The 23,963-nt window shown below is 71.8% G+C and carries 26 protein-coding genes and 1 pseudogene; 17 read left to right on the top strand and 10 right to left on the bottom strand.

Annotated features, from left to right (window positions below):
• Positions 1 to 80: 80 nt before the first annotated feature.
• Together ABZ840_RS03585 and ABZ840_RS03580 are read left to right on the top strand one after the other, a co-directional pair.
• Positions 81 to 1,259 (top strand): acyltransferase family protein, encoded by a 1,179-nt coding sequence (locus tag ABZ840_RS03585; protein ID WP_361552690.1) that lies wholly within the window; start codon positions 81 to 83, stop codon positions 1,257 to 1,259.
• Between the two features lie 86 nt (positions 1,260 to 1,345).
• Positions 1,346 to 2,188, top strand: a complete 843-nt coding sequence (locus ABZ840_RS03580; RefSeq protein ID WP_361552688.1) for an arylamine N-acetyltransferase — start codon at positions 1,346 to 1,348, stop codon at positions 2,186 to 2,188.
• 34 nt (positions 2,189 to 2,222) lie between these two features.
• Here ABZ840_RS03580 and ABZ840_RS03575 read toward each other — a convergent pair whose 3' ends face one another.
• From ABZ840_RS03575 to ABZ840_RS03560, 4 genes are all read right to left on the bottom strand, one after another.
• On the bottom strand, positions 2,223 to 2,624 hold the full coding sequence (locus ABZ840_RS03575) for a RidA family protein (protein ID WP_361552685.1): 402 nt from the start codon (positions 2,622 to 2,624) through the stop codon (positions 2,223 to 2,225).
• A gap of 44 nt (positions 2,625 to 2,668) precedes the next feature.
• Complete coding sequence (locus tag ABZ840_RS03570) at positions 2,669 to 3,529, bottom strand: DeoR/GlpR family DNA-binding transcription regulator (protein ID WP_361552682.1); 861 nt, start codon at positions 3,527 to 3,529, stop codon at positions 2,669 to 2,671.
• Positions 3,530 to 3,687: 158 nt separating this feature from the next.
• Positions 3,688 to 5,364, bottom strand: coding sequence for a bifunctional 3'-5' exonuclease/DNA polymerase (locus ABZ840_RS03565; RefSeq protein WP_361552680.1), 1,677 nt, complete (start codon positions 5,362 to 5,364; stop codon positions 3,688 to 3,690).
• 67 nt (positions 5,365 to 5,431) lie between these two features.
• Positions 5,432 to 6,574: a winged helix DNA-binding domain-containing protein gene (locus ABZ840_RS03560; protein ID WP_361552677.1), complete on the bottom strand. Its 1,143-nt coding sequence runs from the start codon at positions 6,572 to 6,574 to the stop codon at positions 5,432 to 5,434.
• A gap of 158 nt (positions 6,575 to 6,732) precedes the next feature.
• On the opposite strand from ABZ840_RS03560, the gene ABZ840_RS03555 reads away from it, so the two are divergent.
• The gene (locus tag ABZ840_RS03555) at positions 6,733 to 7,506 is read left to right on the top strand and encodes an alpha/beta hydrolase (RefSeq protein ID WP_361552674.1); all 774 of its coding nucleotides are present in this window, start codon (positions 6,733 to 6,735) and stop codon (positions 7,504 to 7,506) included.
• A 46-nt stretch (positions 7,507 to 7,552) separates the two neighbouring features.
• Here the strand turns inward: ABZ840_RS03555 and tatA are convergent, their stop codons facing one another.
• The 3 genes from tatA to rpmB all read right to left on the bottom strand — a co-directional run bounded on the left by tatA (position 7,553) and on the right by rpmB (position 8,494).
• A complete protein-coding gene (gene tatA / locus ABZ840_RS03550; RefSeq protein WP_361552671.1) occupies positions 7,553 to 7,780 on the bottom strand; it encodes a Sec-independent protein translocase subunit TatA in 228 nt (75 codons plus the stop codon).
• Between the two features lie 170 nt (positions 7,781 to 7,950).
• Positions 7,951 to 8,256, bottom strand: a complete 306-nt coding sequence (gene rpsN / locus ABZ840_RS03545; RefSeq protein ID WP_361552668.1) for a 30S ribosomal protein S14 — start codon at positions 8,254 to 8,256, stop codon at positions 7,951 to 7,953.
• Between the two features lies 1 nt (position 8,257).
• Positions 8,258 to 8,494, bottom strand: coding sequence for a 50S ribosomal protein L28 (gene rpmB / locus ABZ840_RS03540; RefSeq protein WP_361552665.1), 237 nt, complete (start codon positions 8,492 to 8,494; stop codon positions 8,258 to 8,260).
• A gap of 62 nt (positions 8,495 to 8,556) precedes the next feature.
• Here rpmB and rpmG point away from each other — a divergent pair, with 62 nt between their 5' ends.
• The 5 genes from rpmG (at position 8,557) to ABZ840_RS03515 (ending at position 10,927) form a co-directional block, all read left to right on the top strand.
• Positions 8,557 to 8,721 carry a 50S ribosomal protein L33 gene (rpmG, locus tag ABZ840_RS03535; protein ID WP_030260286.1) on the top strand — a complete coding sequence of 55 codons (165 nt, stop codon included), beginning with the start codon at positions 8,557 to 8,559 and terminating at the stop codon, positions 8,719 to 8,721.
• A gap of 8 nt (positions 8,722 to 8,729) precedes the next feature.
• Positions 8,730 to 9,020 (top strand): type B 50S ribosomal protein L31, encoded by a 291-nt coding sequence (locus ABZ840_RS03530; RefSeq protein ID WP_361552662.1) that lies wholly within the window; start codon positions 8,730 to 8,732, stop codon positions 9,018 to 9,020.
• Positions 9,020 to 10,174: a GTP-binding protein gene (locus tag ABZ840_RS03525; RefSeq protein WP_361552659.1), complete on the top strand. Its 1,155-nt coding sequence runs from the start codon at positions 9,020 to 9,022 to the stop codon at positions 10,172 to 10,174. Before ABZ840_RS03530 ends, ABZ840_RS03525 begins: the two co-directional genes overlap by 1 nt.
• A 94-nt stretch (positions 10,175 to 10,268) precedes the next feature.
• Positions 10,269 to 10,505, top strand: a complete 237-nt coding sequence (gene rpsR, locus ABZ840_RS03520; protein ID WP_031058550.1) for a 30S ribosomal protein S18 — start codon at positions 10,269 to 10,271, stop codon at positions 10,503 to 10,505.
• A 182-nt stretch (positions 10,506 to 10,687) separates the two neighbouring features.
• Positions 10,688 to 10,927, top strand: coding sequence for a DUF397 domain-containing protein (locus ABZ840_RS03515; protein WP_361552655.1), 240 nt, complete (start codon positions 10,688 to 10,690; stop codon positions 10,925 to 10,927).
• 148 nt (positions 10,928 to 11,075) lie between these two features.
• On the opposite strand, the gene ABZ840_RS03510 is transcribed toward ABZ840_RS03515, so the two are convergent.
• The gene (locus ABZ840_RS03510; RefSeq protein ID WP_361552652.1) at positions 11,076 to 11,627 is read right to left on the bottom strand and encodes an ATP-binding protein; all 552 of its coding nucleotides are present in this window, start codon (positions 11,625 to 11,627) and stop codon (positions 11,076 to 11,078) included.
• A 324-nt stretch (positions 11,628 to 11,951) separates the two neighbouring features.
• On the opposite strand from ABZ840_RS03510, the gene ABZ840_RS03505 reads away from it, so the two are divergent.
• The 4 genes from ABZ840_RS03505 (at position 11,952) to ABZ840_RS03490 (ending at position 15,744) form a co-directional block, all read left to right on the top strand.
• The gene (locus ABZ840_RS03505) at positions 11,952 to 12,815 is read left to right on the top strand and encodes a helix-turn-helix transcriptional regulator (RefSeq protein WP_110944247.1); all 864 of its coding nucleotides are present in this window, start codon (positions 11,952 to 11,954) and stop codon (positions 12,813 to 12,815) included.
• A 63-nt stretch (positions 12,816 to 12,878) separates the two neighbouring features.
• Entirely contained in the window at positions 12,879 to 14,336 is a 1,458-nt protein-coding gene (locus ABZ840_RS03500; RefSeq protein WP_361552649.1) for an aldehyde dehydrogenase family protein, read from the top strand.
• Between the two features lie 128 nt (positions 14,337 to 14,464).
• Positions 14,465 to 15,046 carry a DinB family protein gene (locus tag ABZ840_RS03495; RefSeq protein WP_361552646.1) on the top strand — a complete coding sequence of 194 codons (582 nt, stop codon included), beginning with the start codon at positions 14,465 to 14,467 and terminating at the stop codon, positions 15,044 to 15,046.
• Positions 15,047 to 15,093: 47 nt separating this feature from the next.
• Positions 15,094 to 15,744 (top strand): PadR family transcriptional regulator, encoded by a 651-nt coding sequence (locus ABZ840_RS03490; protein WP_361552643.1) that lies wholly within the window; start codon positions 15,094 to 15,096, stop codon positions 15,742 to 15,744.
• Between the two features lie 16 nt (positions 15,745 to 15,760).
• Here ABZ840_RS03490 and leuE read toward each other — a convergent pair whose 3' ends face one another.
• Positions 15,761 to 16,423, bottom strand: coding sequence for a leucine efflux protein LeuE (leuE, locus tag ABZ840_RS03485; RefSeq protein WP_361552640.1), 663 nt, complete (start codon positions 16,421 to 16,423; stop codon positions 15,761 to 15,763).
• A gap of 202 nt (positions 16,424 to 16,625) precedes the next feature.
• Between leuE and ABZ840_RS03480 the strand changes: the two are divergent.
• The 3 genes and pseudogenes from ABZ840_RS03480 to ABZ840_RS03470 form a co-directional block, all read left to right on the top strand.
• Positions 16,626 to 16,874 (top strand): annotated as a pseudogene (locus ABZ840_RS03480) (TipAS antibiotic-recognition domain-containing protein); the annotation flags it as partial.
• 180 nt (positions 16,875 to 17,054) lie between these two features.
• Positions 17,055 to 18,320: a VTT domain-containing protein gene (locus ABZ840_RS03475; RefSeq protein WP_361552637.1), complete on the top strand. Its 1,266-nt coding sequence runs from the start codon at positions 17,055 to 17,057 to the stop codon at positions 18,318 to 18,320.
• A gap of 220 nt (positions 18,321 to 18,540) precedes the next feature.
• The gene (locus tag ABZ840_RS03470) at positions 18,541 to 20,232 is read left to right on the top strand and encodes a threonine/serine exporter family protein (protein ID WP_361552635.1); all 1,692 of its coding nucleotides are present in this window, start codon (positions 18,541 to 18,543) and stop codon (positions 20,230 to 20,232) included.
• A gap of 144 nt (positions 20,233 to 20,376) precedes the next feature.
• Here the strand turns inward: ABZ840_RS03470 and ABZ840_RS03465 are convergent, their stop codons facing one another.
• Positions 20,377 to 20,871 carry an inorganic diphosphatase gene (locus ABZ840_RS03465; RefSeq protein WP_030260327.1) on the bottom strand — a complete coding sequence of 165 codons (495 nt, stop codon included), beginning with the start codon at positions 20,869 to 20,871 and terminating at the stop codon, positions 20,377 to 20,379.
• An 86-nt stretch (positions 20,872 to 20,957) separates the two neighbouring features.
• Between ABZ840_RS03465 and dacB the strand changes: the two genes are divergently transcribed.
• Positions 20,958 to 22,556 carry a D-alanyl-D-alanine carboxypeptidase/D-alanyl-D-alanine-endopeptidase gene (gene dacB, locus ABZ840_RS03460; RefSeq protein WP_361552633.1) on the top strand — a complete coding sequence of 533 codons (1,599 nt, stop codon included), beginning with the start codon at positions 20,958 to 20,960 and terminating at the stop codon, positions 22,554 to 22,556.
• 88 nt (positions 22,557 to 22,644) lie between these two features.
• Complete coding sequence (locus ABZ840_RS03455; RefSeq protein WP_361552630.1) at positions 22,645 to 23,787, top strand: zinc-dependent metalloprotease; 1,143 nt, start codon at positions 22,645 to 22,647, stop codon at positions 23,785 to 23,787.
• Positions 23,788 to 23,963 lie beyond the last annotated feature (176 nt).

Raw genomic sequence — 23,963 nt, 5'->3', positions numbered from 1 at the left:
CTGATGTTCTCAGCTGCCTCGCTCCCCGCAATTCCGGTAAGACGGAGAATTCTCTCCCTGGGTTGCCTGGGGGAGGGGACGTGAACAATCTCGCGCAGTCGCAGAGTGAGCGACGCACTCCCCTTCCTCCTACCCGGTCCGCACCGGGGGCCGCGGACACCGCGGTCAAGGACCACGCGGTCACCGGTGGCGGCCAGCAGACCGGCCGGAAGCGGGACACGCAGGCGAAGAGCGGCAAACAGCGCGACGCCTTCTTCGACAACGCCAAGTACCTCGCCATCGTCCTCGTGGCGATGGGGCATTCGTGGGAACCGCTGCGGGACGGCAGCCGGTCGGCGGCCGCGCTGTACATCACCGTGTACGCGTTCCACATGCCGGCGTTCATCATCATCTCCGGTTACTTCTCGCGCAGTTTCGACATGCGCAAGGACCGGCTGCAGCGGCTGATCACCGGCGTCGCCGTGCCGTACATCCTCTTCGAGACGGCGTACACGCTGTTCAAGCGGGTGGCGGACGACGACCCTTCGTACCCCATCAGCCTGCTGGACCCGTGGTACCTGACCTGGTTCCTGGTCGCGCTGTTCGTCTGGCGGCTCACCACGCCGATCTGGAAGATCGTGCGCTGGCCCGTCCCGCTGGCCCTGGCCATCGCCGTCCTGGCGTCCGTCTCGCCGGACATCGGTGACGACCTGGACCTCCAGCGCGTGCTGCAGTTCCTGCCGTTCTTCGTCATCGGCCTGTGCCTCAAGCCCGAGCACTTCCTGCTGGTGCGCAACAAGCGCGCCCGCATGCTGGCGGTGCCGGTCTTCGCGGCCGCGCTGGTCTTCGCGTACTGGGCCGCGCCCCGGATGAACGCCGCGTGGTTCTACCACCGCGACAGCGCCCAGGAGATGGCCGCCCCGTGGTGGTCCGGTGCGGTCATGACGCTGGCGATGTTCGGCTGCTCGCTGGTCCTGGTGGCGTGCTTCTTCGCCTGGGTCCCGGGCCGCAAGATGTGGTTCACCGCGCTCGGCGCCGGCACCCTGTACGGCTACCTCCTGCACGGCTTCCTGGCCAAGGGGTCGCGCTTCTGGGACTGGTACGACGCCCACTGGATGCACACCCCGCTCGGCGCGATCGCGCTGACGCTGATCGCCGGTTCGATCATCACGGTGCTGTGCACACCGCCGGTGCAGCGGATGTTCCGGTTCGCCATGGAACCCAAGATGACCTGGGCGTTCAAGAAGGACGCCGCCGAGGTGGCCCGCCACCGGAAGTGACATGACGGCCAGGCAGAATCGCCTGTGCCATCCGGGGCCCGGTTCGCGCGCGGACCGGGCCCCGTCGTCCGTCCGGAGGAGACACCATGTCCGAGTCGGCCTGGTCCGGTGAACAGCTGGACCTGGACGCCTACCTGGCGCGCATCGGGTACGCGGGGGACCGCGCGCCCACCCTGGAGACGCTGCGCGCGGTCCAGGCCGCCCACGTCACGGCCATCGGCTTCGAGAACATCGACGTGCTCCTCGGCCGGCCGGTGGCGCTGGACGTGCCGAGCCTCCAGGACAAGCTCGTCAGCGGCGGCCGCGGCGGCTATTGCTACGAGCACAACCTGCTCTACGCCGCAGCGCTGGAGCGGCTCGGGTTCGCCGTCTCCGGGCTCGGCGCCCGCATCCGGATGGGCGACGACAGGATCCGCCCCACCACGCACGCGCTGCTCAAGGTCCGGCTGGACGGCGAGGACTGGATCACCGACGTCGGCTTCGGCGGCGAGGCGCTGCTCGCGCCGCTGCCGCTGCGCGCCGGGTACCAGGAGCGGCAGGGCGGCTGGACCTTCGGCATCGACCGGGTCGACGCGGCGGACCCGGACGGCGAGCGCACGTGGGTCGTGCGGTCGCTGCACCCCGAGGGCTGGTTCGACCTGTACTCCTTCGGGGCGGAGCCGCGGTACGCCGTCGACTTCGCCGTCTTCAACCACTACATCGCGACCCACCCGCGGTCGCCGTTCGTTCAGCGCCTCGTGGTGCAGCGCCCGGACCACGGCCTGCGGCGCACCCTGATCGGTACGGAGCTGACGCTGACCGGTACCGACTACTCCCGCGACGTGCGGGAGGTCGGCGCCGCCGAGCTGCCGCGGGTGCTCGGCGAACTCTTCCGGATCACGCTCACGGACGCCGACGAGAAGACGCTGGTGGGCTGGTACGGCCGGTGAGGGCCGGCAGCCGGCGCCGCGCGGCCGGGCGTGGTCAGGAGACGACCGCGATGCCCTCGATCTCGACGAGCGCGGCCTCGTCCCACAGGCGGGTCGTGCCGATCACGGCCATCGCGGGGTAGTCCGTGCCGACCAGTTGCTTCCACACCCGGCCGATCGCGGCGGCGTTGCGGCGGTAGTCGGCCACGTCCACCGCGTACACCGTCAGCTTGCCCAGGTCCCCGGGGCCGGCCCCGGCCGCCTCCGCGGCGGCCAGCAGGTTCGTCAGCGCCTGCGCGAACTGCTCGACGACGCCCGTGCCGACGATCCGGCCCGCGCCGTCCAGCGCCGTCTGCCCGGCGAGCAGGACGAGCGTCCCGGGAGCGGCCCGCACGGCGTGGCTGAAGCCGGTCGGCGGGGACAACTGCGCCGGGTTGATCCGCTCCAGCTCACTCATGCACCGCTCCGTCCCGTGGTCCGCGCACGTCCGCCGCCTCCGCCTCAGCCGTCGGTCGCCACCAATTCGTAGCGCACACCCAGCGATTGAAGCGCCTCCTGCTCCTCCTGCGGAAGATCCTGGTCGGAGATGACGAGATCGAAGTCGGCCAGCGGGGCCAGCTCGTACAGCGCCTGGCGGCTGAACTTGGAGTGGTCCACCAGCAGCACCTTGCGCCGGGCCGCCGCCATCAGGGCCCGCTTGACCAGGACGTTCTCCTGCGCCTGGTGGTAGCAGTGGCCGTTGTCGACGGCGGAGGTGGACAGGAAGGCGACATCGGCGCGGAAGCTGCGCGCGATGTCCGCGGTGGACATGCCGAGGAAAGCGTTGAACGCGGCGTGGTACTCGCCGCCCAGCGCGATCACCCGGATGTCGGGCTCGTCGGCCAGCTCGTTGATCACCTGCAGGGAGTTGGTGATCACGGTGTACGCGCCGCGTCCGGAGAGCGAGCGGGCCAGCGGCAGGGCCGTACTGGAGTCGTCGATGATCACCGCCTGGCCGGGCTCCGCGATGGCCAGCGCGGCCGCGCAGATCGCCTCCTTCGCGGCGACGTGCTCGCTGCCGCGCCAGCGCGCGTTCGACTCGAACAGGGCGTTGGGCGCGGCGGTGGCGCCGCCGCGCACCTTCCGCAGCCAGCCCTGGTGCTCCAGGGTGTCCAGGTCACGGTGGACGGTCATCTGGCTGACGCCCAGCTCCCTGACCAGATCCTCGATGCTGACCTGGCCCTCCGCCAGCACCCGGTCCGCGATCCGCTTCCGGCGGTCCTTGGGGCTGAGCTTGGCCGGGGACGCGGCGTCGTCGGCCGGAGGCACGGCGTCAGGAGTCCCCTCGGCAGTGCCGTCGGCTGTCCCTTCGGTACCGGTCAACGCTGGTCCTCTCCCGGATGGCGGTCATCGACGTCCTCACGGCCCGGCCGGCCGCACCGGGGCCTCCTCGGAGTTTAGAGCCTGTACGGGCGCCGTCCCCCGGCTCGTACGCGGCCCCGTGCCGGGCGGTACGGTGCCCCGCCCGGCCGCGCCGCGCCTCATTTCGCGTCCGCGTAGCACTCCACCACCGCCGTGGTGAACGGGAAGCGGACCGGGGTGGCCCCGAAGGCGATGCGGCCCGCCAGATCGGCCGCCGCCGCGATGGCCCCGGCGACCGCGGGCGCCTCCTCCTCGGGGCAGTGCACGATCACCTCGTCGTGCTGGAAGAAGACCAGCTCCGCCCGCATGCCGGACTCGTGCAGCGACCGGCGGAGCGCGGCCAGCACCAGCAGCGCCCAGTCGGCCGCGCTGCCCTGCACGACGAAGTTGCGGGTGAAGCGGCCGCGGGCCCGGTCGCCCGCCGTGCTGCCGTACGAGGCCGGGGCCTCCTCCTGCGGCAGGCCCGCCTCGTCGGGCAGCGCCACCGAGGCGGGCGTGCTCGTGCGGCCGAGCCAGGTGCGCACCAGGCGGCCCTCCTCGCCCGCCCGCGCCGCGTCGTCCACGTACGCCACCGCTGCCGGATAGCGGCGCCGCAGGTCCGCCATGTGCTTGAGCGCGTCGCCCGAGGTCTGGCCGTAGATCGCGCCGAGCAGCGCCAGCTTGGCCTGCGCGCGGTCCCCGCCGAAGGCCCGGACCGCCAGGTCCGCGTACATGTCGCGGCCGCTGCCCGCCACCTCCATCAGCCCGGGATCCCGGGAGACGGCGGCCAGCACCCGCGGCTCCATCTGGTCGGCGTCCGCGACCACCAGCCGCCAGCCGGGGTCGGCGACCACGGCCCGCCGGATGACCTTGGGGATCTGGAGCGCGCCGCCGCCGTTGGTGGCCCAGCGCCCGGAGACCGTGCCGCCGGGGAGGTACTCCGGGCGGAACCGGCCCTCGTGCACCCACTGCTGGAGCCAGGACCAGCCGTGCGCCGTGTGCACGCGGTAGAGCCGCTTGTACTCCAGGATCGGGGCGACGGCCGGATGGTCGAGGGCCTGCAGCGCCCACTTGCGGGTGGAGGTCAGCTTGATGCCGGCCTGCCCGAAGGCCCGGACGATGTCGGCGGGCAGGTCGGGGCGGACCCGCACGCCCGCCCCGAAGGCCCGGGACACCTCGTCCGCCAGCTCCGCCAGCCGCTGGGGCTCCAGGCCGCCCGGATAGCGCTCGCCGAGCAGCTCGTCCAGGAGCGCGCGGTGCACGTCCGCGCGCCAGGGCACCCCCGCCCGCCGCATCTCGGCGGCGACCAGCATCCCGGCCGACTCCGACGCCAGCAGCAGCCGCATCCGCTCCGGCCGCTCGGTCTTCTCCGTACGCGCCAGCTGGCCCGCGTACACCTCCAGCAGCGCCGAGAACTCGTCCGTGCCCGACGGCAGCGGCACCGGACCCGCCTCGAAGAGCGACGGCTGGGTGTCCGCGCTCCGCACGGGCGGGTCCTCGGGCACCGGCAGGCCGCGCAGCCGCGCCCAGGCCGCCGCGAGCGACCGCGGCTGGCCCGACTGCCCCTCCTCGTGCCCGATGAGCAGCGCCTCGGCGGCCTCGACGTCGTAACAGCGCTCGACCCGCACCCCGGCCGCCAGCAGCTTCCGGTACGACTCCGCCGTGGACCGCCACACCCAGCGCTCCACCTCGGGCCGCGCCCGCACCGCCGCCACCAGATCCGGCTCCTCGGCCACCGGCCCGGCGGGCTGCCCCGCCCCGTCCACCGCGCACAGCCGCACACCCCCGCTCCCGGAAGCACCCACCACCCACCGCATACGCCCGAGTTTCGCACCGGGGTCCGACAATCCCCCTCGGCGACGGTTCCCGCCGCCCGCCCGGCCCTCAGATCACCCGGACGGACACCGGGCGGTCCACGCCCGTGCAGCGCGCCAGATGCGCCGCCTCGGCCGCCAGGCCCTCGTCCGGCACCGGCCCGCGCTCCGCCGCGTGGTCCTTGAAGAGGGCGACGTCCACGGCGGCGTCGGAGAAGGCCCAGACGCCCGCGACCCGCCCACCGTGCACGACGACGGGGGAGATCCACCCGGCCGTACGGCTGACCTCCTTGCGGTACTGCGCCGGGACGAGCCGGGAATCGGCCGTGCCGGGCCCGAGGACGTACTGGTCGAAGCCGGCCAGCAGCCGCACCTCGCGGGAGGGCCGCGCGGCCGCCAGCGCGTCGGCGTCCTCGCTGCGCACGTACGCGCCGGGCACCCCGTCCACCTCGACCGGCGTGAGCGCGTCCCCGAGCGCCGCGAACCAGCCCCGCAGCACCGCCTTACGGGTCGCGCCGCGCAGCAGCCACGCGTCGAAGGCCGCCGGCGTGGCCGGGCCGTGCGCCCCCAGATACGCGGCGAGCACCGTGCCCGACGCCGTCTCGGGGTCCGGCACACCGGCCCAGTCCGGCACCCAGGACCGCGGCGCGGTGAAGGTCACGTTCCGTCCCCGGGGCGGGCCCTGGCACAGCCGGCCGGTCCACGCCAGCGGCTTGAGCACCGCGCTCCACCCCGAGGAGAGCTGCTCGCCGAGCCCGGACAGGCCCTTGCGGGAGCAGACGGCCGCCACCAGCTCCTCTCGGGTCAGCTGCCGCCCGTCCAGCTCCTCGTCGACCGCCTCGCCCAGCGCCGCCACTTGCCGCGGGCTCACCCCGAACGCCTTCTCCCAGGCCGGCTTCTCCCACGTACGGGCGGCGCCGAGCAGCGAGAGGTACGAGCCGAGCACCGGGGCGGGCAGCAGGTGCAGCGTCCCGCGCATGGCCCAGGTCCTGACCACCGAGCGGTCCGCGAGCGCGGCGTCCACGGCGCCGGCGGCGGGCCGGCGGCGGCGGACGGCGACGGCCAGCTCGGCGGACGAGGCGACCTGGGCCTGCACTCCGGCCAGCCGCCCGGCGAGCGCGGCGACGGACGCGGTACCGCGGGGCACGAGACTCTGCTGCCGCAGCCGCCAGGCCAGCACCTGGTCGTGGGAGACCCTGAGCGTCGGTGTCATGGCTCCATTGGACCGCAGGCCACCGACAGCCGCCCGGTACGCAAGTCACCCCGGTGGCATAGGTGTTCGTGACGGTCTGCGTCTGTGCCGGGGCCGCGGAGGGCGGGACCATACGAGGCGAGCACCACGGGACCGGCCGTCTATGAGGGAGCCGCCGCATGACCAGAACCGAGCAGTCCGTCACCCACCGTCTCGTGGGCTCCGGCCCGCGCCACGTCATCGTGCTGCACGACTGGTTCGACACCTGTGCGGCCTGGGGCACGGCACTGGAGTACCTCGACGGTGACGCCTTCACGTACGCGCTGCTCGACTACCGCGGGTACGGCGAGCGCAAGGACGTGCCCGGCCGCTACGACCTGGGGGAGATCGCCGACGACGTGCTCGCCCTCGCGGATCAGCTCGGCTGGGACCGCTTCGCGCTGGTCGGGCACTCGATGGGCGGGAAGGCGATCCAGCAGGTGCTGGTCCGCGCGCCCGGCCGGGTGACCCGCCTGCTCGGCCTCGCCCCCGTGCCCGCAGGGCCGTACCCGATGGACGAGCCGACGCGGGCCCTCTTCTACGGCGCGTCCGAGGACCCCGAGAAGCGCCGTACGATCCTCGACCTCGTGACCGGCCACCGCACGGGCCGGGTGTGGCAGCAGCGGATGATCAGCCACTCGATGGCGGCCTCCCGTACGGAGGCGCACGCCCGCTACCTCGCCAGCTGGCACACGCTGGACCTCTCGGAGGCGGTGCGCGGCAACCCCGTCCCCGTACGCGTCGTGGTCGGGGAGCACGATCTCGCCCTGACCGCCGACGTCATGCGGGCCACGTGGCAGGCCTGGTACCCGAACGCCGAGGTGATCACCCTGCCGGCCACGGGCCACTACCCGATGCACGAGACGCCGGTGATGCTGGCGTCGGTCATGGAGGAGTTCCTCTGGACCTTCTGACGGCCCTTCGGCGCCCGCCCGGGTCGGGCCCGGGCGGTGCGGGCCGTCACTCCCGGCCGGCGTCCACGGTCGCCCGGGCGCGCTCGGGGCCCGCGGTCCCGTCCGCCTCGGACTTCGTGGCCTCGGACTTCATGGCCTTGGTCTCGGACTTCAGGATGCGCATCGACTTGCCGAGGCCGCGGGCCATGTCGGGCAGCTTCTTCGAGCCGAAGAGCAGGACGAGGACCGCGAGGATCAGCACCAGGTGCCAGGGCTCGAGGGCATTGCGGAACATGGGGGCTCGCTCTCGTAGGGGTGCGTTCCCGTGGGGTGCGCGGCCGCGCCTCCGTGAGCGCGGTACGGAATAGGGCGTTCCGCTCAGTATGCCCCGTACAAGGGTACGAAAGGGAAACCGGGGCCGAGGGGCGTGTGAACGCGGCCCCGGCCCCGGCCCCGGCGGGTGGTCTACCAGCTGGACTTCGTCACGCCCGGCAGGTGGCCGGCGTGCGCCTGTCCGCGCAGGTTGACGCGGGAGAGGCCGAAGGCGCGGAGGTAGCCGCGCGGCCGGCCGTCGATGCTGTCCCGGTTGCGGACCCGGGTGGCGCTGGCGTCGCGCGGCTGGCGGGCCAGTTCGCGCTGGGCACTGAGGCGCTCCTCGTCCGCCGTCTTCGGGTCGCGGATGATCGCCTTCAGGGCGGCGCGGCGGGCCGCGTACCGGGCGACGACGACGCGGCGCTTCTCGTTCTTCGCGATCTTGCTCTTCTTGGCCATGTCAGACGCGCTCCCCTCGGGCACGGATGCGGGCGACGGCGGCTTCGACGCCGATGGTGTCGACGGTCTTGATCGCCCTGGCGCTCAGCCGCAGGCGTACGTAGCGGTTCTCGCTCGGCAGCCAGTAGCGCTTGCGCTGGATGTTGGGGTCGAAGCGGCGGGACGTGCGCCGGTGCGAGTGGGAGATCGAGTTGCCGAAGGCCGGCGCGCGGCCGGTCAGCTGGCAGTGGGCGGACAAAGTGAGCTACCTCCTGCTGAGCTCTTAATGAAAATGGAAACCGTTTCTGTATAGTAGCCCGTATGGCCCGCAACGAACTACGTCCCGTGATCAAGCTCCGGTCCACCGCCGGCACGGGCTACACGTACGTCACCCGCAAGAACCGCCGTAACAACCCCGACCGACTGGTGCTGAAGAAGTACGACCCGGTCGCAGGGCGGCACGTCGACTTCCGAGAGGAGCGCTGAGCAGCGTCATGAAGCCTGGAATCCACCCCGCGTACGGGCCCGTCGTCTTCCGCGACCGGGCCGCCGACTTCGCCTTCCTCACCCGGTCGACCGCCACCAGCGACAAGACGGTCGAGTGGGAGGACGGCAACACCTACCCGGTGATCGACGTGGAGATCTCCTCGGCGAGCCACCCCTTCTACACGGGGACGGCGCGCGTACTGGACACCGCGGGCCGCGTGGAGCGCTTCGAGCGCCGGTACGGCACCCGGACGCCCGGCGGCCGGCGCGCGGCCGGCGACGAGCGCGGGGACCGCTGATGGACCGCGACCGGCTCTCCGTGGTGATCGTCGGCGGGCTGCACGCGGAGGCCCGCCGGGCCGCCGTCGAGCAGCTGCTGCGCAAGGTCCCCGGCAGCGTCGCGCTCCACCACGACCTCGCCACCGCCGCCGACGGCCGCGTGCGGCGCACCGTACGGGACGCCACCGGGCTGCTGGACAGTGGCGAGGCGCCGCTGGTCAACGACTGTGCCTGCTGCGCGCTGCGCGAGGACCTGGTGCCCGAGCTGGAGCGGCTGGCGGACGGCCGGACCTGCCGGCTGGCCGTCGTGGAGCTGTGGGACTCCGTCGAGCCCAAGGCGATGGCCGAGGTGCTCGACGCCTGCGGCAGCGAGGCGCTCGTGCTGACCGGCGTCATGACGGCCGTCGACCCGGCGCTGCTGCTGCCGTACCTCGGGTGCGGTGACGACCTCGCCGAGGCGGGGCTGGCGGCCGCCGCCTCCGACCAGCGGACCGTCGCGGACACCTGGGCGCGTCAGCTGGAGTACCCGTCGGCGCTGGTTCTCGCGCCCGGTGAGGAGCCGGGCGACGAGTCGGATCACGCGCTGCTGACGCAGCTGCACCCCACGGCGCTGCGCATCCCGGTGGAGTCGCCGGAGCTGGTGGCCGCGGCGACGGCGGGCTTCGACGTGGCGGCCGCCGCCGCGCGCCAGCACCCGGCCTGTGCGCTGCTGCCGCAGGAGGCCGAGGACGAGGACGTCTCGACCCTGGTCTGGCACCGCTCGCGGCCGTTCCACCCCGGCCGGCTGCACGCTGCGCTGGAGGACCTGTGCTGCGCCGCCGCGCGCAGCCGGGGCCGCTTCTGGCTGGCCGACCGGCCGGACACGCTGCTGTCCTGGGACGCGGCGGGCGGTGCGCTCTGCGTGGAGAACACCGGGCCGTGGCTTGCCTCGCTGCCGGACGCCGCCTGGGAGATGGTGCCGCCGGTGCGCCGGGCCGCGGCCGCGCTGGACTGGGACCCCGAGCACGGGGACCGGGCGCAGCACCTGGTCTTCACCTCGCCGGGCCTGGACCGGGAGGGGCTGACGGCGCTGCTGGAGTCCTGCCTGCTCACCGACGAGGAGTACGCGCGGGGGCGGGACCACTGGCGGCGGCTGTCCACCGCGTTCGACGCGCTTCTCGACCCGGTGCCGTAGGGCGCGTCCGTCAACCGCCATACGGGTGCGTCATGCAACTACATCAATTCTCAGTCGTCTTTTGACCGTACGAGTTCGTAAGGAAATGTCTGCCATGCCCCGTCGCCCCGATCCGCGCAAGAAGAGCGCGCCGCGTCCCAACCCGCTCGACGCGGCCGGGATCACGTACGTCGACTACAAGGACACCGACCTGCTGCGGAAGTTTCTTTCCGATCGCGGGAAGATCCGCAGCCGCCGCATCACCAGGGTTTCTGCGCAGCAGCAGCGGCAGATCGCCGCGGCGATCAAGAACGCCCGGGAGATGGCGCTGCTGCCGTACGCCTCGCGCTGACCGTACTCCGCCGGGCATGGGGGAGGGGGTGGTGGGGAAGGCGTCCGGCGGACACGAAGGGGCTCGACGAGCTGTGACGGGCTGGCCACCCGCTGTCGTGCACGTGCATCTGCGCGAGCATCGGCATATGAACAGAGTTATGATCCCGGGCAGTTGACACCATTTCTCACCGGGAGAGACCTGTGCCCCACGCGTACAACGGCATGGCCGCATCGGATCTCGTCGGAGTGGTGTGGCAGAAGAGTCGGCACAGCAACTCGCAAGGCTCTTGTGTTGAGTTCGCCAGGCTGGCAGGCGGTGACGTCGCCGTGCGCAATTCCCGTTTCCCCGACGGGCCCGCGCTGGTCTACACGCCGGCCGAGATCGAGGCGATGCTGCTCGGCATCAAGGATGGTGAATTCGATCACCTCATGCGGGACTGACCGCAGTCGTCCCGAGAGGCGGGTTACCGGCCCGTACGAGGGTGATTGAGGGGTCGCGCGGGAGGGGTTGTCACCGCGGAAATGGCCGCTGCGCCTGCATGCGATATCTGCACGTGCATATATCTGTGCGAATGGCGCCGGGAGTTCCTCAGCTCGCCTGGGACGCGGCCGCCTGAGCCGGTACCTGAGGCAGCTGGAAGAGCGCCCAGACGACCTTGCCGTGCGCGGCGTCCTCCAGCCGGTGCCAGCCCCAGCTGTCGCTGAAGGAGTCCACCAGGTAGAGCCCGCGCCCGGATTCGGCGGAGAAGTCCGCCTCGCCCTCGATCGGGGAGGCGTCACTGCTGTCCCGCACGGCACAGACCAGCCGGCCGGCCCAGCGGATCAGGTGCAGTTTCGGGGGAGCCGCGTCGGCCGCTCGGAAGACCTCTTCGTACGCCGCGCCTTCGACCAATTCGCCGGGTTCCGGGGCCGCGTGCCGCAACGCGTTGGTGACCAGCTCGGAAACGACGAGCGCGACGCTGTCGAAAAGCTCGTCCATGTTCCAGCGCTGGAGCGTTTCCCTGGTGAACTGGCGCGCGCCGCGCACGGATTCGTACTGCGGTCGCAGGGTCCAGGTGACGGCGCCCGATATGGCTGCGGGGTCGACTGGCGGAAGCCCCTGCCATAACGGCGCGAGCATGGTCGAAACCTTGGTCCCCATGCGAGGCACTCCTGGCGTTCGCGGACGTCACGATCCAGACGGGTGTGCCCAGATCTCGCGGGTCTTTCACGAGCGTGCATGTGTGCGAGGTCCATGGTTCCGAATGCGTACGGCAGATGCAAGGGCAGATGCACGTGCAGACGTCCACTTTGTGTATGGCCGTAGGCATTGCGGCGTAATTCTTCCTACGCCCTCTTGTCCAGCTCTTTACCGGCGGTGCCAGAAGGGGCTCATATCCGTAACCGGCCGAGCACGCAACGGAGCCCGGACGTGGCAGACTGCCGCTCACTGTTGGACGGGGTGGGCCACGGGAGGGTCTGAGTTGTGACCGCAAGTGAGTCGAGCGGATCTGTGGTGCGGCGCATCCTGCTGGGGTCGCAGCTGCGGAGGCTGCGAGAGTCCCGCGGGATAACACGTGAGGCTGCCGGCTACTCGATCCGCGCTTCGGAATCGAAGATCAGCCGCATGGAGCTGGGTCGCGTGAGCTTCAAGGCGCGGGACGTGGCGGACCTGCTCACCCTCTACGGCGTCGGTGACGAGGCCGAGCGTGACTCCCTCCTCGGGCTGGCCCGTGAGGCCAATGTGGCGGGGTGGTGGCACAGTTTCGGCGATGTGCTTCCCGGCTGGTTCCAGACATATGTGGGACTGGAAGGAGCCGCGTCGCACATCCGCACCTATGAAGTGCAGTTCGTGCACGGTCTTCTGCAGACGGAGGGGTACGCCCATGCCGTCGTCAGCCGTGGCATGCCCGACGCCGCCGCCTCGGAGATCGACCGTCGGGTCGCGCTGCGCCAGGAGCGGCAGAAGCTCCTCATAGCCGAGCGGGCGCCGCAGTTCGACTGCGTGCTGGACGAGGCGGCGCTGCGCCGCCCCTACGGAGACCGCACCGTCATGCGCGGCCAGCTCCAGCATCTGATCGACATATCCGAGCGTCCGAACGTGCGGCTCCAGGTCGTGCCGTTCAATTTCGGCGGGCACGCGGGCGAGAGCGGTGCCTTCACGATGCTGCGTTTCCCCGAGTCCGATCTCTCCGACATCGTCTATCTGGAACAGCTCACCAGCGCGCTGTATCTGGACAAGGCCGAGGAGGTCGGGCAGTACGAGCGGGTGATGAGCAGCCTGCAGGAGGAGAGCCTCGATCCCTCCCGCACCCGGGATCTTCTTCGCGGTCTGCTCCAATTGACGTGACTCGTCAGTAGAATGACGTCGGATCAGCCACCCCACAGGCGCCCGCACAGAGTAGGAACGACCATGTCCTTCTTCTCCGACCTGGCCTACCAGTTCATCGACGGTGAGTGGCGGGTCGGCAGCGGCTCGTGGGACATCATCGATTTCAATCCGTACGACCAGGAAAAGCTGGCGTCGGTCACCGTCGCGGGCGTGGACCAGGTCGACGAGGCCTACCGGGCGGCCGAACGCGCACAGCGCGAATGGGCGCGGACCAATCCCTACAGCCGCCGGCTGATATTCGAGAACGCGCTGCGCATCGTCCAGGAGCGCGAGGACGAGATCATCGAGGCGATCGTCGTCGAGCTCGGCGGTACGCGCGTCAAAGCGGCCTACGAAGTGCGTACGGCGCAGGAGTTCCTGCGCGAGTCGGTGCAGCTCGCGCTCCGCCCCGAGGGCCGCATCGTGCCGTCCCCCGTGGAGGGCAAGGAGAACCGCGTCTACCGCCTCCCCGTCGGCGTCATCGGCGTGATCAGCCCGTACAACTTCCCGTTCCTGGTCACCCTGAAGTCCGTGGCGCCCGCGCTGGCGCTGGGCAACGCCGTCGTCGTCAAGCCCAACCAGAACACCCCGGTGGTCGGCGGCGGCCTGATCGCCAAGATCTTCGAGGACGCCGGGCTGCCGGCCGGCCTGCTGAACGTCCTGATCACCGACATCGCCGAGATCGGCGACGCGCTCATAGAGCACCCCGTGCCGCGCGTCATCTCCTTCACCGGCTCGGACAAGGTCGGCCGCCACGTCGCCGCCGTCACCGCGGGCCACTTCAAGCGGGCCGTCCTCGAACTGAGCGGCAACAGCGCGCTGATCGTGCTGGACGACGCGGACATCGACTACGCCGTGGACGCCGCGGTCTTCAGCCGCTTCGTGTACCAGGGCCAGGTCTGTATGGCCGCCAACCGCGTCCTCGTGGACCGCAAGGTCGAGCAGGAGTTCACCGAGAAGTTCGTGGCCAAGGTCAAGAAGCTGCGGACCGGCGACCCGCGCGACCCGGACACCCACATCGGCCCGCTCATCAACAGCTTCCAGGCGGAGGCGCTGACCGCGCTGGTGGAGCGGGCGGTCGCCGAGGGCGCCACGCCCCTCGTGCGCGGCCGTACGCAGGGCAACCTGGTCGAGCCGACCGTGCTGTCCGGACTGCCCGCCGACTCCGTGCTGTACACGCAGGAGATCTTCGGGCCCGTGGTGCTGCTCCGCTCCTTCGACGGCGAGGACGAGGCGGTACGCATGGCCAACGACTCCCCGTACGGGCTGAGCGGCGCCGTGCACACGGGCAACGTGGAGCGCGGCGCACGAGTGGCGCGCCAGATCGAGACCGGCATGATCCACATCAACGACAGCACGGTCCACGACGAGCCGCTGGTCGCCTTCGGCGGCGAGAAGGCGTCCGGCGTCGGCCGCCTCAACGGGGAGTCGACGGTGGAGGCCTTCACCACGCAGAAGTGGGTGTCGATCCAGCACGAACGGACCATCTTCCCGTTCTGAACGGCTGCGGCACGCCGCCCCCGAAGGGCCGAGGAGTTGCGGACAGAACCTGACCGCAAGGGCCCGTAGCTTCTGCGGTGTCGGGAGGAATCCTCCCGACACCCCCGAAGTGACGAAAGGCGGCTGCCATGCCCACTCACGTACTTGCCGAGGCCCGCGGTGACGAGCGCGGCGCGCTTCTGCAGTTCCTGGCGGCCCAGCGCGGCGGGCTGCGCCGCGCGCTGCTCGGGCTGACCGACGAGGCGGCCGCGAGCCGCCCCAGCGCCAGCGAGCTGTCCCTCTCCGGGCTGCTCAAGCACGTCGCGGAGACCGAGCTGAACTGGCTGGACATGGCCAAGCAACGCCCGTCCACCATCGAGCCGGACGAGACCACCTGGCACCTCGGCTTCCGGCTGGCGGAGGACGAGACGGTCGCCGGCATGCTCGCCTTCTACGACCGGGTGGCGGAGGAGACCGAGGAGTTCATCCGCTCGGTGCCGAGCCTGGACGACACCTTCCCGCTGCCCGAGGCGCCGTGGTTCCCGCCGCAGGCCGTGCAGTCCATGCGCTGGCTGGTGCTGCACCTCATCGAGGAGACCGCGCGGCACGCCGGCCATGCCGACATCATCCGCGAGTCCCTGGACGGCAGGACCGCCTTCGGCCTGGTGGACGAGGAGCGGGCGCTGCGCGAGAAGGAGGGGCAGCAGGGGGCGGGCGCCGCCGGGCAGTAGCGTGCTCACCGGAAGGTCACGTCCGGGGACGAGGAGAGCGCGGAGCGATGTCGGCGATCCGGCTGCTGGTACTGGGAGCCGTGCGGCAGCACGGCCGGACCCACGGCTACCAGGTGCGGAACGACCTGGAGTACTGGGGCGCCCATGAGTGGTCCCACGCCAAGCCCGGCTCGATCTACCACGCACTGAAGCAGATGGCGAAGCAGGGCCTGCTCCACGCGCACGAGACGGCGCCGAGCACGGCCGGCGGCCCGCCGCGCACGGAGTACGAGCTGACGGACGCCGGTGAGGCGGAGTACTTCGCGCTGCTGCGGGCCGCGCTCTCCCAGCACGACCAGAAGCTGGACGTGCTGAGCGCCGGCATTGGCTTCATGGTCGACCTGCCTCGCGCGGAGGCGGCGGCCCTGCTGACGGAGCGGGTCCGGGACCTGGAGGCCTGGCGCGCCGAGGTCACCGGGCACTACGTCCCCGAGGACGGCCCGGAGCAGCTCGGCCACATCGGCGAGATCATGAACATGTGGGTGCACGCCGCGGATACCGGGGTGGCCTGGGCCCGCTCCCTGATCGCCCGTATCGAGGGCGGCGCGTACGTCTTCGCGGGCGAGGGCGAGCCGTTCGTCGGCGTCCTCCCCGAGGGCACGGAGAACCCGTTCGCGGACAAGCCGCCCTTCCCCGGGGGCGGCTCGCCCGCTGCCTAGCCGTCGGCCGTACGGGTCAGCCCGTACCGGCCATCGAGAGCTTCGCGGCGAACCCCAGGAACGCCGCCCCGGCGCCCGCGGTCAGCCCCGCGGTCAGGCGCCGGCGCTTGCGGAAGGTCGCCGCCAGGTACGTACCGCTGAAGATCAGGATTGACAGGTACGTGAGGCTGAACGCCTGGGCCCACGCGCCGAGCGCCAGGAAGGACAGCGCCTGGTGCGCGTAGTGCGGGTCGACGAACTGCACGAAGAAGGAGATGAAGAACAGGATCGCCTTCGGGTTGAGCAGGCTGACCACGAAGGCGCGGCGGTACGGCCGCTCGTTCTCCTCCTTGGGGCGCGCCGCGGCGCCCTCCTCCGTGGCCTTACGGGCCTCCCGGCCGCGCCAGAGCGCCACCGCGCCGCGCAGCATCCCGAAGGCCAGCCACGTCAGATAGCCCGCGCCCGCGAACTTCACGATCCCGAAGGCCAGCGGGCTGGCCTTCAGCAGCGACGCCACACCCCCCGCCGACAGCGTCATCAGCACCGTGTCCCCGCAGAGCACCCCCGCGGCCGCGCGGTAGGCCACCTTCGGGCCGCGCCGCGCCGCCACCGAGACGACGTACAGCGAGTTCGGTCCCGGCAGCAGGATGATCAGCGCCAGTCCGGCGAGATACGTAGGAAGATCCGTTATCCCCAGCATGGGCGAAGGATGCCATTGGTTGTATCCGCCCTCCACTTTCTTCCGGCATACGGACTTGCACCTCACGCGACGTGAGGACCCATCGTGAAGCGCGTACCGGGAAGGGAGCGGAGATGACGTACTCGGTGGGACAGGTCGCCGGGTTCGCCTGGACGACCCGGACGCGGATCCTCCCCAAGCTCTTACGAGCAGGGGGCACCCCCAGCACCTGCGGCGTCAGCACGACCTGCTGACCGCCCGGATTTCCAGGCTCCAGGAGATGGCGGCGGCCGAGGAGCACCGCCGGTTCATCAGCCGGCACCACTACGACTGCGCGTACGAGAGGCATGCCGGCCTCGGCGAGATGTACGTCGCGGACGAGCGGTTCACCGCCACGTACGAGGCGATCAGGCCGGGGCTCGCGGTCTGCATGCGGGACGCGATGCCGGCGAACGCGGTCCGCCACTCCTGAGGGCGGGCGCCGGAACCGGACAGCGGACCGTCCGGTTCCGGCGCTCGGACGGGCGTACCCCACAGCTGGAACCAAGGGGCGTCATGAGGCGTTGATAGCTTTGGGCCGCACAATGCGCCTGTACCCCGCATTCCGCGTACTGCCCGACCCGGCGCCCTCGACCCAGGAGCCCTGCACACCGTGAACACTCTCGCGCTCGGCCCCCAGTGGCTGGACCCGGACTATCTGATCGGCACCTTCGGCCTGATCGGCGTGCTGGTCATCGTCTTCGCGGAGTCCGGCCTGCTGATCGGCTTCTTCCTGCCCGGCGACTCCCTGCTGTTCACGACGGGCCTGCTGGTCACGGCGGGCAAGCTGGACCGGCCGCTGTGGCTGGTCTGTGTGCTGATCGTGCTGGCGGCGGTCCTCGGCGACCAGGCGGGCTATCTCTTCGGCCGGAAGGTCGGGCCGTCGCTCTTCAAGCGGCCCGACTCCAAGCTGTTCAAGCAGGAGAACGTCGAGAAGGCGCACGAGTTCTTCGAGAAGCACGGCCCGAAGTCGCTGATCCTGGCGCGTTTCGTACCGATCGTGCGGACGTTCACGCCGATCATCGCGGGCGTCAGCCGGATGAACTACCGCTCCTTCATCACCTACAACGTCATCGGCGGCGCCCTGTGGGGCGCGGGCGTGACGTTGCTGGGCGCCGCGCTCGGCGGCATCGAGTTCGTGCACAAGAACATCGAGGCGATCCTCGTCCTCATCGTGCTGATCTCCGTCGTCCCGATCGTCATCGAGTACCTCCGCGGCCGCAGCAAGTCCAAGAAGGCGGCCGCGGCGGGCGAGGACACCCCGGCGGCCGGCCCGGCCGCGGGCGGCCCCGCGGACGCCACCCAGCCGATGCCGCGCATCGGGCAGGACGAGGACCACGCGCCGTACGGCGCCGCGGGCGGGCAGCAGCGCGCTCCGTACGGCGGCCAGAACGGCCGGGGCGGTCACGAGGCCCCGTACGGCGGCGGCCAGGAGCGGCCCCCGTACGGCCACCAGCAGCAGCCGTACGGCCGTCAGGAGCCCCCGTACGGCCAGGGGCAGGCCCCCTACGGCCAGGGCCAGGCACCGTACGGTCAGGCGCAGGCTCCGTACGGCCAGGACCGTGGGCAGGCTCAGGAGCAGCCCCCGTACGGCCGCCAGGAGCAGCCCTCCTACGGACAGCAGCCGCAGCAGCCGCAGTACGGCCGTCAGGAGCCGCCGCGGGCGCCCTACGGACAGCAGCCGCAGCACCCCCAGCAGCCCCCGTACGGCGGGCAGTCGGGAGACGCTCCGTACGGCGGTCCCGGGCAGCAGGAGGCCGGGCCGGAGCAGTATCATTCACCTTCGCAGCAGCCTCAGCAGGGGCCGCGGCAGCCGCACCCGCAGGACCCTCAGCAGCCCCCGGGCGACGGCCGCCGCGGCCGCCACGCCAAGCGCTGACCGGCTGCGCAACCCTTCACCCCGTACCGCACCGCCCTCCGGCGTCCCTTCCGTTCCGCACCGCCGCGGAACGGCCCAGGGGCGCCTTCGCGGCGTCCAGGGCGGGTACTCACCCCCCAAAAACCGCCTTGCGAACCCCCCGCCCCGCGCGCCAAGGGCGGCGATCAGGCATGGTGGCACTTGACGACGGACGGCAGAGGCGCACGAGGAGCGAGGAGCAGTGGCGTCGGACGCGGAGTCCCCCGAGGACCGCAAACCCCAAACGGACGAGGCGCGGAGCGCGTTCACCCCGCCGCTCGGCATGCCCTACACCCCGCTGCCCGAGGACGAGCACCCCACCTCCGAGTTCACCGTGCCGGAGGGCATGCGGACCGAGGCGCCCGTCGAGCCGGAGGGGTCGGCCTTCGCGCCGCCGGGCAGCAGCACGAACGGCAGCAACGGCTCCACCACGGGCACCCACCCGCTGCCGACGACGCCCGCCGGCTGGCCCGCCTTCACCCCGCCGCACGGCATACCGGCCATCAGCCTCACCAAGGACGTGCCGTGGCAGGACCGGATGCGCACGATGCTGCGGATGCCGGTCACCGAGCGCCCGGCTCCGGAGCGGAGCGAACGCGCCGACGAGACCGGGCCCGCCGTGCCGCGCGTGCTCGACCTCACCCTTCGTATCGGCGAGATCCTGCTCGCCGGTGGTGAGGGCGCCGAGGACGTCGAGGCGGCGATGTTCGGTGTGGCGCACGCCTACGGGCTGGAGCGCGTCGAGCCCACCGTGACCTTCACGCTGCTGTCGATCTCGTACCAGCCGTCGCTGGTGGACGACCCGGTGACGGCCAGCCGTACGGTCCGCCGGCGCGGTGTGGACTACACCCGGCTCTCGGCCGTCTTCCGGCTGGTCGACGACATCACCTCCGAGGGCATCACGCTGGAGGAGGCCTACCGCGGCCTCGCCGAGATCCGCCGTAACCGCCACCCGTTCCCCAGCTGGGCGCTCACCGTGGCGTCCGGACTGCTGTCCGGCGCGGCGAGCATGCTGGTCGGCGGCGGTCTGACGGTGTTCATCGCGGCCGCCATAGGGTCCATGCTCGGCGACCGGCTGGCCTGGCTCGCCTCCGGGCGCGGGCTGCCGGAGTTCTACCAGTTCGTGGCCGCGGCGATGCCGCCCGCCGCGATGGGTGTGGCGCTGAGCATGGTGAACACGGGCGTGCAGGCGTCGGCGGTCATCACCGGTGGCCTCTTCGCACTGATCCCGGGACGGGCGCTGGTGGCGGGCGTGCAGGACGGCCTGACGGGTTACTACATCACCGCGGCCGCACGCCTGCTGGAGGTCGGCTACCTCATCGTCGGCATCGTGATCGGCGTGCTCGGCGTGCTCTATCTGGGCGTCCAGCTCAGTGCCCACACGCTGAACCCGGAAGAGGCGCTGGGCACGTACGACGAGCCGGTGGTGCAGATCATCGCCTCGCTGCTGCTGGCGCTGGCCTTCTGTGTCCTGCTTCAGCAGGAACGTCACACCGTGCTGTTCGCGACGTTCAACGGCGGCGTCGCCTGGGTGGCGTACGGCGTCCTCGTACAGGCCAACGTCAACCCGGTGGTCGGCACGACGATCGCGGCCGGTCTGGTCGGCCTCTTCGGGCAGCTGCTGTCGCGGTACCGCTATGCCTCGGCACTGCCGTACGTCACGGCCGCCATCGGCCCGCTGCTGCCCGGTAGCGCGACGTACTTCGCGCTGCTCAACTTCGCCCAGGGCAATCTGAACGAGGGCATCTCCTCGCTGATCAAGGCGGTCTCGCTGGCGCTGGCCATCGCGGTCGGCGTGAACCTCGGAGGCGAGGTGGCCCGCCTCTTCATCAGGGCCCCGGCCGGCGAGGACGCCGCCAACCGCCGCGCAGCGAAGCGCACACGCGGCTTCTGAGACGCCGGGAACCAGCCGGTGAAATCAAGCCTGTCCGGCGATTGAGGACATCTTGTACGCCGATGGGCGGACACCCGCGGGTGCCCGCCCATCGAAATCACCGGCCAGGGACCGGCAGTGGTCGGAAAGCCGAGCCGATCAGGCTCAGTGCTTGCCGCCCTGCGCCTCCAGGCGCTTGAAGGAGGCCTCGATCTCGGCCTCGGCCTCGCTGCGGCCCACCCAGTTGGCGCCCTCGACCGACTTGCCCGGCTCCAGGTCCTTGTAGACCTCGAAGAAGTGCTGGATCTCCAGGCGGTCGAACTCCGACACGTGGTGGATGTCGCGCAGGTGCTCCACGCGCGGGTCCGAGGCGGGGACGCACAGCAGCTTGTCGTCGCCGCCGGCCTCGTCGGTCATGCGGAACATGCCGATGGCGCGGCACTTGATGAGGCAACCCGGGAAGGTCGGCTCGTCCAGGATGACCAGCGCGTCCAGCGGGTCACCGTCCTCGCCGAGAGTGTTCTCGACGAAGCCGTAGTCCGCCGGGTAGCTGGTCGAGGTGAAGAGTCGACGGTCCAGGCGGATCCGACCGGTCTCGTGGTCCACCTCGTACTTGTTCCGCGAACCCTTCGGGATCTCGATGGTGACGTCGAACTCCACGGGTGGCTCCTCCATGATCAACACATACGTCTGGTGATTAAGTGTCCCCCACGCAGGTGTGTGGTGGCGAAAGGGGCTGGTCCAAAGTGCCGGAGACCAGGTCGTGGCAGGTCAGGTGGGTCGGCGGGTGCCGGTCCTGCATACGGGCGACAGCCGGTGCGGGCCGGGGCGCCGCGCAGTTCGTGGCCGACGAGTGGTTCTTCGCCCGCCAGTGGTGGCGAAAGACCCCTGTCCAGCGGAAACGGACATGGCAGCTGTCGGCCGGCTCCGCCGTCGCCGGTCTCGCGGTGGCGGCCGGCGCGGTTGCGGCGGCCGGTCCTTGGGACTCCGGTCAGACTACGGCCGAACGGGCCCGCGCGGCCCGCTGGGACGGCAGGGGTGGTGAGCATCACGGCGACGGCCCCGCGGCCCCGGGCGCCGCACCCGTACTGGCGGCCCTGGGCGCCCCTGTGAAGGGCGGCGGGGACGGCGCGCCCCCGCCCACCGGCAGCGGCCTCGCGGACGCCCTGGCGCCCCTCCTGAAGGCTCCGGCGCTGGGCCCGGTCCGGACCGCCTCGGTCATGGACGTCGCCACCGGCCGCGAGGTCTTCGCGAGCCGCGCCGACCGGACCGCGACCCCCGCCTCCACGATCAAGCTCGGCACCGCCGTGGCCGCCCTCACCGCCCTCGGGCCCGACCACCGCTTCACCACGAAGGCCGTCCAGGACGGCCGCACGAAGGACGGCACTCCCCGGGTCGTCCTGGTCGGCGGCGGCGACCCCACCCTCACCGCCCGCACCCCGAAGAGCGGGACGCCGGCCGCCGAGCGCCCCGCCGCCCTCGGGGACCTCGCCGCCGACACCGCCCGCGCCCTCAAGAAGCGCGGCGCGAAGAAGGTCACCCTGCGGTACGACGACTCGCTGTACGAGGGGCCGGCCCTGCACCCGATCGGCCCCAACGAGAACCTCGCCCCCATCACCGCCCTCACCGCCGACGAGGGCCGCCTGGACGACAGCGGCCACGGCCCCGCGCCCCGCGCCACCGACCCGTCCGCCGCGGCCGCCCGGGCCTTCGCCGACGACCTGCGCGCCCACGGCATCGAGGTCACCGGCGGGACCGGGGACACCGACGCCCGGCGCGCGGCCACCCGGCTGGCCACCGCGTCCTCCCTGCCGCTCTCCTCGATCGTCGAGCGCATGCTCACCCACAGCGACAACGACATCGCCGAGCAGCTGGCCCGCCAGACCGCCGTGGCCACCGGACAGCCCACGACCTTCAAGGGCGGCGGACGCGCCGTACAGCGCACTCTCGGACAGCTCCGCATCCCCGTGGCGAAGACCGACTTCGAGGACGGCAGCGGCCTGGACCGCGACGACCGGGTCTCGGCCCGCCTGCTCTCCCATGTGCTGCTGCTCGCCGCGGCACCGGACCACCCGGAGCTGCGCCCGGTCCTCACCGGCCTCCCCGTGGCCGGTTTCACCGGCACCCTGGAGAGCCGGTACGCCGACGAGGCCGCGGGCGCCGGTGCCGTACGCGCCAAGACCGGCACCCTGACCGGCGTGAACACGCTCGCCGGCACGGTCGTCGACGCCGACGGCCGCCTGCTGACCTTCGCCTTCATGACCAACGGCGCGGGCGATGGAGCCGCGGCACAGCAGGCCCTCGACCGGCTCGCCTCGGCGGTGGCCAACTGCGGCTGCCGGTGAGGCCGGCGCCGCCGTACGGGACGGCCGGGTACCGCCGCTCGCCGCGAATCGGCTACCCCCCGGCCGGGCGCACCCGTACCGTGAAGTCATGACGAGCATCGGTGGTGCCGAGATGGTCGACTGGAATCTCGCGGTGACGACCGCTTCCCGCTTCGTAAGGCCGGGGCCCGAGGTGAGCCGGGACGAGGCCCGCGCGGTCGTCGCCGAGCTGCGCCGGCACGCCAAGGCCGCCGAGGAGCACGTACGGGCGTTCACCCGCATGACGCCGCCCGGCGGCGCGGACGCGCTCCACGACACGCCCGTACTGGTCGTGGACCGGCCCGGCTGGATCCGCGCCAACGTGGCCGGCTTCCGCGCCGTACTGAAGCCGCTGCTGGAGAAGATGCAGGAGCGCCGCTCCTCGCTCCCCGGTGGCGCGGTGATAGGCGCGGTCGGCGGCAAGGTCACCGGCGTGGAGCTGGGCATGCTGCTGTCGTTCCTGGCGTCCCGCGTGCTCGGCCAGTACGAGACGTTCGCGCCGCCCACCAGGGACCTCCCGGCGGGTGCCAAGGGCGGCCGGCTGCTGCTCGTCGCGCCGAACATCGTCCACGTCGAGCGCGAGCTGGACGTGGCGCCGCACGACTTCCGGCTGTGGGTCTGCCTGCACGAAGAGACGCACCGTACGCAGTTCACCGCGGTGCCGTGGCTGCGCGACCACATCGAGGGCGAGGTGCAGGCGTTCCTCGCCGAGACCGAGATCGACCCGGGCACGCTCCTGGAGAGGCTGCGCGAGGCCGCCCAGTCGCTCGCCGGGGCCCGCCCCGAGGGCGAGGCGGGCGAGGACGGCGGACGGAGCCTCGTCGACCTCGTGCAGACCAGGGCGCAGCGCGAGATCCTCGGCCGGCTGACCGCCGTGATGTCCCTGCTGGAGGGGCACGCCGACTACGTCATGGACGGCGTGGGCCCGCAGGTCGTGCCGTCGGTGACGGAGATCCGGGAGAAGTTCCAGCAGCGCCGGGCGAGCGGCGCGGGACGCCTGGACCAGGCGCTGCGCAAGCTGCTGGGCCTGGACGCCAAGCTGCGGCAGTACCGGGACGGCGAGCGCTTCGTGCGGGCCGTCGTCGACGAGGTCGGCATGGACGGCTTCAACCGCGTGTGGACCTCGCCGAACACCCTCCCCACCAAGCAGGAGATCGCCAAACCGGCGGACTGGGTCGCGCGGGTGCATCGCAAGGCGGACGGTGCGCCGTAGGAAGGCGGCGCGGCGCGGGCGCGCCGTAGGACAGACGAACGCCCCCTCAATCACCCTTCTGAGGGACCGTGGCTCGGGGAGAGGCGTGCAATGCTCGGGTAACTGCTCATCTCTGTCACCATCGAGACACTCTGAGTGACCGCCCCGGGGGTCGCCCGGCGCGATCCCCCCGGCGC

Origin of the sequence: Streptomyces sp. NPDC047117 (assembly GCF_040643545.1) — a bacterium.
Classification (GTDB): domain Bacteria; phylum Actinomycetota; class Actinomycetes; order Streptomycetales; family Streptomycetaceae; genus Streptomyces.
This window is presented reverse-complemented; position numbering and strand designations above follow the sequence as displayed.

What these genes read in the sequence shown, in the direction of transcription:
- ABZ840_RS03580 (WP_361552688.1), top strand. Translation starts at nt 1,346, where the DNA reads ATGTCCGAGTCGGCCTGGTCCGGTGAACAGCTGGACCTGGACGCCTAC.
- ABZ840_RS03575 (WP_361552685.1), bottom strand. Translation starts at nt 2,624, where the DNA reads ATGAGTGAGCTGGAGCGGATCAACCCGGCGCAGTTGTCCCCGCCGACC.
- ABZ840_RS03565 (WP_361552680.1), bottom strand. Translation starts at nt 5,364, where the DNA reads ATGCGGTGGGTGGTGGGTGCTTCCGGGAGCGGGGGTGTGCGGCTGTGC.
- ABZ840_RS03560 (WP_361552677.1), bottom strand. Translation starts at nt 6,574, where the DNA reads ATGACACCGACGCTCAGGGTCTCCCACGACCAGGTGCTGGCCTGGCGG.
- ABZ840_RS03555 (WP_361552674.1), top strand. Translation starts at nt 6,733, where the DNA reads ATGACCAGAACCGAGCAGTCCGTCACCCACCGTCTCGTGGGCTCCGGC.
- tatA (WP_361552671.1), bottom strand. Translation starts at nt 7,780, where the DNA reads ATGTTCCGCAATGCCCTCGAGCCCTGGCACCTGGTGCTGATCCTCGCG.
- rpsN (WP_361552668.1), bottom strand. Translation starts at nt 8,256, where the DNA reads ATGGCCAAGAAGAGCAAGATCGCGAAGAACGAGAAGCGCCGCGTCGTC.
- rpmG (WP_030260286.1), top strand. Translation starts at nt 8,557, where the DNA reads ATGGCCCGCAACGAACTACGTCCCGTGATCAAGCTCCGGTCCACCGCC.
- ABZ840_RS03530 (WP_361552662.1), top strand. Translation starts at nt 8,730, where the DNA reads ATGAAGCCTGGAATCCACCCCGCGTACGGGCCCGTCGTCTTCCGCGAC.
- ABZ840_RS03525 (WP_361552659.1), top strand. Translation starts at nt 9,020, where the DNA reads ATGGACCGCGACCGGCTCTCCGTGGTGATCGTCGGCGGGCTGCACGCG.
- rpsR (WP_031058550.1), top strand. Translation starts at nt 10,269, where the DNA reads ATGCCCCGTCGCCCCGATCCGCGCAAGAAGAGCGCGCCGCGTCCCAAC.
- ABZ840_RS03510 (WP_361552652.1), bottom strand. Translation starts at nt 11,627, where the DNA reads ATGGGGACCAAGGTTTCGACCATGCTCGCGCCGTTATGGCAGGGGCTT.
- ABZ840_RS03500 (WP_361552649.1), top strand. Translation starts at nt 12,879, where the DNA reads ATGTCCTTCTTCTCCGACCTGGCCTACCAGTTCATCGACGGTGAGTGG.
- ABZ840_RS03495 (WP_361552646.1), top strand. Translation starts at nt 14,465, where the DNA reads ATGCCCACTCACGTACTTGCCGAGGCCCGCGGTGACGAGCGCGGCGCG.
- ABZ840_RS03490 (WP_361552643.1), top strand. Translation starts at nt 15,094, where the DNA reads ATGTCGGCGATCCGGCTGCTGGTACTGGGAGCCGTGCGGCAGCACGGC.
- leuE (WP_361552640.1), bottom strand. Translation starts at nt 16,423, where the DNA reads ATGCTGGGGATAACGGATCTTCCTACGTATCTCGCCGGACTGGCGCTG.
- ABZ840_RS03455 (WP_361552630.1), top strand. Translation starts at nt 22,645, where the DNA reads ATGACGAGCATCGGTGGTGCCGAGATGGTCGACTGGAATCTCGCGGTG.